Here is a 6,651-nt window from a genome sequence, read left to right on the forward strand (position 1 = left end):
CAAGACACTCGACTGGAAGACACCCGCCGAAGCACTCAACGATCACCTACAATCACTCCAAGGCACCAGTGTTGCAACGACCGATTGAATCCAAGGAGTACACGGCGAATCTGACGGCACAGGCGTGTTTCCGGCACGGGCTGCGCCGCTCGATGGGCGCGACCGGGATCTGCTGGGACAACAGCCCCGCCGAGTCGTTCTGGTCGACCTTCAAGCACGAGCACTACTACCGGCACGTCTACGGCACGAAGGCCGAACTCGTTGCCGCGATTGACAAGTGGGTCACGTTCTACAACAGTGTGCGGCGGCACTCCGCGCTCGGGATGATCAGTCCCGACGACTACGAGAAATCACTCCGAGCCGCCGCCTGAATCTGGTAAGCCCCCTGTCCACCGTTCGGGGTGAACCTCACGAGCGGGGGTGGTCCCACTCCCGGGGCGTGGCCAACCTGTGTGAGAGGGTCTTCCCCGCGCAAGCGGGGGTGGTCCCGCGTGGGCGTCGGTGCCGCCGTTGCCCACCACGTCTTCCCCGCGCGAGCGGGGGTGGCCCTTCCACCGCCCGCAGATCCTGGAGGTCGTACACCGCGCCGCCGAGCACCATGAACTGACCCGGACGGGGCGAGGGCCGCCGAACCCACGTCATCACACCGCTGACGATGACGAACCCGCCGACCAACCGCGGCGGGAACTGCTGCCACCACGCGGAACTGGACACAGACCACGACAGCGCGGTGGCCCACGCCCCGACCGCGAGCGCGACGACACCACCCGCCACGACGTCTCGGACGCGCCGGTGATCCCGCTCCGCCTCGTCGCCCGAGGCCGTGATGTCGGTCGACACGTGCCCTCCGAATGTCCTGTGCCGATCATGGACGACCGCCCCGAGGACACAACCAAGGTTTCCGCGTTTCCCGCCCCGGATTACCCCGGCGACCGGCCAGGTCACCGGGACGACCGGCAGGGGCGGTGGACGGCACGCTGGCACGGACCCCACCAGACCGAAGGAGGTATCGGATGTCCAGCCCACTACGCAACCGGATCGTCAGGCGGCCCGCCGAACTCGCCGCCGTGCTCGTCGCGTTCGTGTCTACCCTTGCCGCCACGATCCCCGCAGCCCAGGCGCTGCCGCTCACCCCGATGGAACGCTGCCAGGCCAACGCCTGGACGCCGTACTCGTGGATGTACACGCAGAACGGCAACGCCGGGGGCGTCAGTTACCCGGTCGGGCCGAACCCGCCGAACGCGATCTTCCCCGGCGACGTGATCCGGGTGTCGATCTTGGAGACGAGCACCGTCAGCATCAGCAACTGGAACACTGAGCTTCCGACTTGTATGTAGGTACCTGGCCGACCGCTTCGGCTGGACCGTGGCCGCGGCCAGCACGTTCCACGATGCCTCGCCGGGTCCACCCTCCCAGCGGCTCGCGATGCGATGTCGGCGTTCACAACATAGGCCCAGCCGCAGAGCGATTCACTAGTCTGAACGAGCGACTTCGGCCATTTTCGCCGCTCAGCACCACAGAGGCGAATACGTGTTCGATGAGGTCAGCGTCGCGGTAGCGGAGTGAACGCTAACACCGTGGCAGGAATATGACATTGCTCGCCGGCTTCGGGCCGGCTACGTTGCCGAGAGGCGTCGGTGACCCGCGGACGTGGTGGGCCGAAGCCGGCCGCAGACCGCTCGTCAACGACGACGATGGGGACTTCGATGAGTCGAACATCCGCTTCGCCGTTGCGCACAAGGGTCGTCGCTGTGACGGCCGGGCTCGTCGCGCGCTGTCGGCCGCCGACGGGGTGCGCACCGCGTCCGCCGCCTCGGACAACCCGTGCCAGCCCGGTCCCGCCCCACCCGAGAGCGGTATCGCCGCCGCGCGCGGCGACGGGTTCGGCGGCCGAGTCGTCTACCACCCCACCGGACGGGTATGGAGACCAGAACCCTCAACGACCGGGTGGACCAGCGCGCCGACCAGCTGCTCGCCGCCCTGGACCGGCTGATCACGCAACAGTCCGGTGCGCGACCGGGTGGACTGCCCAGGCTCGACCCGACGGGCGGCCGGGCCGCAGGCGGAACCACCGACGTTCACCAATGCCCACGTCCACCGGGGAGTAGTCGATGAGAAGAGTGTTGCGCGCCTTGGCCGCGGCGACGTTGTTGTTGCCGCTCGTGGTCGGCACGGCGCTGGTGACGGCCGGTCCGGCGGCGGCGGCCACGTTGACCAGGGTCACGGACTTCGGCCCGAACCCCACCAACCTCGGCATGTACCTCTACGTGCCCGACACCGTGGCGTCGCAGCCCGCGCTGCTGGTCCTCGTCCACTACTGCGGCGGGTCGGCCGGCGCGATCTTCAACGGCAACGGCCGTGACTTCGCGACGGCAGCCGACCGGCACGGCTACGTCGTGGTCGTGCCCGAGGCCACGCGGGAAGGGCGCTGCTTCGACGTGTCCACGCGGGCAGGGCTCACCCGCAACGGCGGCAGCGACTCCACCGGCATCATGTCGATGGTCTCCTGGGCGCGGCAGCGCCACAACGTGGACCCGGCCCGCATCGTGGTCGCTGGCTTCTCCTCCGGCGCGATGATGACCAACGTCCTGGCCGCCCAGTACCCAGACGTCTTCTCGGCCGGGGCCGCGTACTCCGGTGTCCCGGCCGGGTGCTTCGCCACCGACAACGGCTCGCTGTGGAACAGCCAGTGCGCCAGCGGGAACCTCGTCAAGTCCGCCCAGCAGTGGGGTGACCTGGCCCGCTCGATGTACCCCGGCTACACCGGACGCTACCCGCGGATGCAGCTGTGGCACGGCACCACCGACACGACCCTCGCCTACCCCAACTTCGGCGAGTCCGTCGAGCAGTGGACGAACCTGCACGGACTCGGCCAGACGCCGTCGTCCACCGACCACCCTCAGCCGAGCTGGACACGCACCCGGTACGGCGACACGAGCACCCGGGCCACCGTCGAGGGCATCAGCATCTCGGGCACGGGCCACACCCTGCCGCAGGCCGGGATGCTCGCGTACGCGATCTCCTTCCTCGGCCTCGACGGCAGTACCGGTGGCGGCGCCAAGACCGGCGCGCTGCGCTCGGCGAGCGCCGGGAAGTGCCTCGACGTGCCCGGCCAGACCACCACGAACGGCACCCGGCTGCACATCTGGGACTGCCACGGCGGCACCAACCAACGCTGGACCTCCACCACGGCGGGGGAACTCACCGTGTACACCGGGACCTCGCTGCGATGCCTGGACGCCGAGGGCGCGGGATCGACGGCGGGCACCGCGGTGATCATCTGGTCCTGCCACGGCGGGGTCAACCAGAAGTGGCGGCTCAACACCGACGGCACCGTGACCGGGGCCCAGTCCGGACTCTGCCTGGAAGTCGCCAACGCGGCGACCGCCAACGGCTCCCCCGCACGGCTGTGGACGTGCAACGGCCAGAGCAACCAGCGATGGACCCTCGGGTGACCACGGTGACCACGGTGACCACGTCGGCCGCGATCCCCGGACGGCCGATATGTCCGAGGTGATCAGGCGGCAGCTCGTGCGACTCGGTGCGGGTGTCGCGCCGGCACAGGCCGGGTGGTCGGTGGCGCGTCCCGGAGAGGTCGTCGGCAGCGGTCTCCCCGACCGGCTGTGCGCGGCGGGGCGGGCGTGATGGCAGAGCCGTGGTTCGCCGAACGGGCGTCGCTGGGTCGCTCCGGCGTCACCGTGACCAGGCTGGGCCTGGGCACCTCACCGCTCGGCGGGCTGTCCGCCCCGGTCGACGAGGACGAGGCACGAGCGACGCTGGAAGCGGCGTGGGACGCGGGCATCCGCTTCTTCGACACCGCACCGCACTACGGGGCCGGTCAGGCGGAGCGGCGCCTCGGCGCTTTCCTCGCCGATCGGCCGCGCGCGGGTTTCTCCGTGTGCACCAAGGTCGGCCGGCTGTTGGTGCCAGGCGACGCGCCGCCGGGCGACTGGGGCTTCTACGGCGATCCGGGTCTGGTCAGGGTGAACGACTACAGCGCCGAAGGTGTCTACCGCTCGCTGGCGGACAGCCTGGAGCGCTCGGGCCTCGACGCGTTCGAGGTCGTCCTGATCCACGACCCCGACCACCACTGGCAGCAAGCGGTGACCGGGGCGTACCCGGCGCTGGAACGGCTGCGCGCCGAAGGGGCGGTGCGGGCCATCGGGGCGGGCATGAACCAGGTGGAGATGCTCACCCGCTTCGTCACCGAAACCGACATCGACTACCTGCTCCTGGCCGGCCGGTATTCGCTGCTGGACCGGAGCGCGGCCGACGAACTGCTCCCGCTGTGCGCGTCACGCGGTGTCGGTGTGCTGGTCGGCGGCGTGTTCAACAGCGGCATCCTCGCCAACCCGGCGGTCGGGGCCACCTTCAACTACGCCCCGGCGTCCGACGACGTCCTGCGGCGTGCCCGCGCTCTGGCCGCGCGGTGTGCGGCGCACGGTGTTCCGCTCGCCGCCGCGGCGATGAGGTTCCCGCTGCGCCACCCCGCCGTAGCCGGTGTCGTCATCGGTGCCCGGAGCGTCCGGCAGATCACCAGGAACATCGCGGACGCGCGGATGCCGATTCCCGAGGAGCTGTGGGCCGAACTCGACCTGCCGACGGACGCGATGTGAGCGGTGCTCAATGTCGTCGAGTCGTCAACGCCGCTGGTGAGGGTGCCTGCCGTTCGGCCCGCGCTCAGCCGCGGGCACCGCGCACTTCGACTGGTTCCAGTACGAGCCGCTCGACTCCCGAGCGGCCCAATCCCCTGAAGAACGGGCTACCGAGATGGAAAGAGCACCACGGTCGTCCTGGCGCGCCAGGCTCCGGCGGGCGGTGAGCATCCCGCTGGCGCTGGTCGTCGCGGGCGCTCTCGCCACGGGTCCCGCGCCCGGCGCGCAGGCCGAGACGGATGCCGGCATCCCCCGCGGCGCGATGGATGCCGTTGCCGCGATGCAGCCCTCGTGGAACCTGGGCAACACCCTGGACGCCATCCCCGACGAGACGTCCTGGGGTAACCCGCGCGCCTCGCGGGAGCTGTTCCACGCCTTGCGCACCGAGGGCTACCGCAGCGTCCGGATACCGGCGACGTGGCACGACCACCAGTCGACCACGGCCCCCTACACCGTCGACCTCGAGTTCATGGCACGCGTGAAGCAGGTGGTGGACTGGGCGTTGGCCGAAGGCCTTTACGTCGTGCTCAACATGCACCACGACTCGTGGCAGTGGATCGCGGACATGCCCACCGACCACGACAACGTGCTGGCCCGCTTCAACTCGACCTGGAGCCAGATAGCCACCACCTTCGAGCACTCGTCGCGCAGGCTGCTCTTCGAGAGCGTCAACGAACCGACCTTCAACAACGCCGACGAGGCCCAGAAGGCGCGTCTGCTCGATGAGCTGAACACCTCGTTCCACCGCGTCGTGCGGCAGTCGGCCGGCCGGAACACGACACGCCTGCTCGTGCTGCCCACCCACGGCTCCTCGCCCGAGCAGAAGCTGATGGAGGACCTGTCCGCCACGATCGCGTCGCTGAACGACCCGAACCTGGTCGCGACCGTGCACTTCTACGGTTTCTGGCCGTTCAGCGTGAACATCGCGGGCTTCACCCGGTTCGACGAGACCGTCCACAAGGACATGACCGACGCGTTCGCCCGGATGCGCGACATCTTCACCGCCAAGGGCATCCCGGTCTACCTGGGTGAGTACGCCCTGCTCTCCTACGACTACACCCGTCCCGGCATCATCGAGCGCGGCGAGGTGCTGAAGTACTTCGAGGCGGTGGGCGAGGAAGCCCGCAAGAGCAAGGTCGTCACGGCCCTGTGGGACGCCGGCTCGTTCCTCAACCGCCACACGCTGCAGTGGCGCGACCCGGACGTCTTCGCCCAGATCAAGTCGGGCTGGACCACCCGCTCGGGCACGGCCTCGTCCGACCTGCTGTTCGTGCCCAGGTCCACCCCGATCACCGCCAAGACGCTCACGCTCAACCCCAACGGCACCAGCCTGCGGGGACTGTGGCAGGGCGACACCAGGCTGCGCGAGGGCCGCGACTACACCGTGTCCGGCGACCAGCTCACGCTGACCGCCACCGCGCTGACCAAGCTCGTCGGCGACCGAGCCCACGGCGTCAACTCGACGATCGAGGCCAGGTTCTCGCACGGCGTCCCCTGGCGGATCAACGTGATCACCAACGACACGCCGGTGCTGTCCGACGCGACCGGCACCGCCAACTCCCTCACCGTGCCGACCCGGTTCCAGGGCGACCTGCTCGCCACGATGGAGGCCGAGTACGCGGACGGTTCGGCCGCCGGACCGACCAGCTGGACCCCGTTCCAGGAGTTCTACACCACCGTCCGCCCGGACTACCCCGGCGGCGCGATCATCCTGCCACCGGCGTTCTTCGAGCCGGTCCGCGACGGCGAACCGGTCACGCTGACGTTCCACTTCTGGAGCGGCACCCAGCTGACCTACCACGTGACCAAGTCGGGCACCTCGGTGACCGGCACGACGTCCTGACCGGTCCCGGCGGCCGGAACCCCGTCGTCTTCACGCCGTCCCACCGGTGGTCCCGGCCCGGGGCGCCCGGGCCACGACGCGCCGCCGCGCGCCCGGGCGAGGCGCGCCCGCCGCCCCCCCGCCGTCGCGATGTGCACACAGCAAAAAACACAA

Annotated in this window: 5 protein-coding genes; all 5 read left to right on the top strand. The window is 69.8% G+C overall.

From position 1 onward, the window contains the following. Window positions 1-152 precede the first annotated feature (152 nt). A complete protein-coding gene (locus tag AB0H12_RS44940; protein ID WP_499632855.1) occupies window positions 153-371 on the top strand; it encodes an integrase core domain-containing protein in 219 nt (72 codons plus the stop codon). A gap of 642 nt (window positions 372-1,013) precedes the next feature. Further along, window positions 1,014-1,337 carry a hypothetical protein gene (locus AB0H12_RS44945; RefSeq protein WP_499632843.1) on the top strand — a complete coding sequence of 108 codons (324 nt, stop codon included), beginning with the start codon at window positions 1,014-1,016 and terminating at the stop codon, window positions 1,335-1,337. Window positions 1,338-2,111: 774 nt separating this feature from the next. After that, on the top strand, window positions 2,112-3,455 hold the full coding sequence (locus AB0H12_RS44950) for an extracellular catalytic domain type 1 short-chain-length polyhydroxyalkanoate depolymerase (protein WP_499632846.1): 1,344 nt from the start codon (window positions 2,112-2,114) through the stop codon (window positions 3,453-3,455). Between the two features lie 189 nt (window positions 3,456-3,644). Continuing rightward, window positions 3,645-4,616: an aldo/keto reductase gene (locus tag AB0H12_RS44955; RefSeq protein WP_499632849.1), complete on the top strand. Its 972-nt coding sequence runs from the start codon at window positions 3,645-3,647 to the stop codon at window positions 4,614-4,616. A 154-nt stretch (window positions 4,617-4,770) separates the two neighbouring features. Next, entirely contained in the window at window positions 4,771-6,498 is a 1,728-nt protein-coding gene (locus AB0H12_RS44960; RefSeq protein ID WP_499632852.1) for a cellulase family glycosylhydrolase, read from the top strand. Window positions 6,499-6,651: the final 153 nt, after the last annotated feature.

The sequence above is a fragment of the Actinosynnema sp. NPDC023794 genome, from assembly GCF_040639675.1.
Lineage (GTDB): Bacteria > Actinomycetota > Actinomycetes > Mycobacteriales > Pseudonocardiaceae > Actinosynnema > Actinosynnema luteola.

What these genes read in the sequence shown, in the direction of transcription:
- AB0H12_RS44960 (WP_499632852.1), top strand. Translation starts at nt 4,771, where the DNA reads ATGGAAAGAGCACCACGGTCGTCCTGGCGCGCCAGGCTCCGGCGGGCG.
- AB0H12_RS44940 (WP_499632855.1), top strand. Translation starts at nt 153, where the DNA reads ATGGGCGCGACCGGGATCTGCTGGGACAACAGCCCCGCCGAGTCGTTC.
- AB0H12_RS44945 (WP_499632843.1), top strand. Translation starts at nt 1,014, where the DNA reads ATGTCCAGCCCACTACGCAACCGGATCGTCAGGCGGCCCGCCGAACTC.
- AB0H12_RS44950 (WP_499632846.1), top strand. Translation starts at nt 2,112, where the DNA reads ATGAGAAGAGTGTTGCGCGCCTTGGCCGCGGCGACGTTGTTGTTGCCG.
- AB0H12_RS44955 (WP_499632849.1), top strand. Translation starts at nt 3,645, where the DNA reads ATGGCAGAGCCGTGGTTCGCCGAACGGGCGTCGCTGGGTCGCTCCGGC.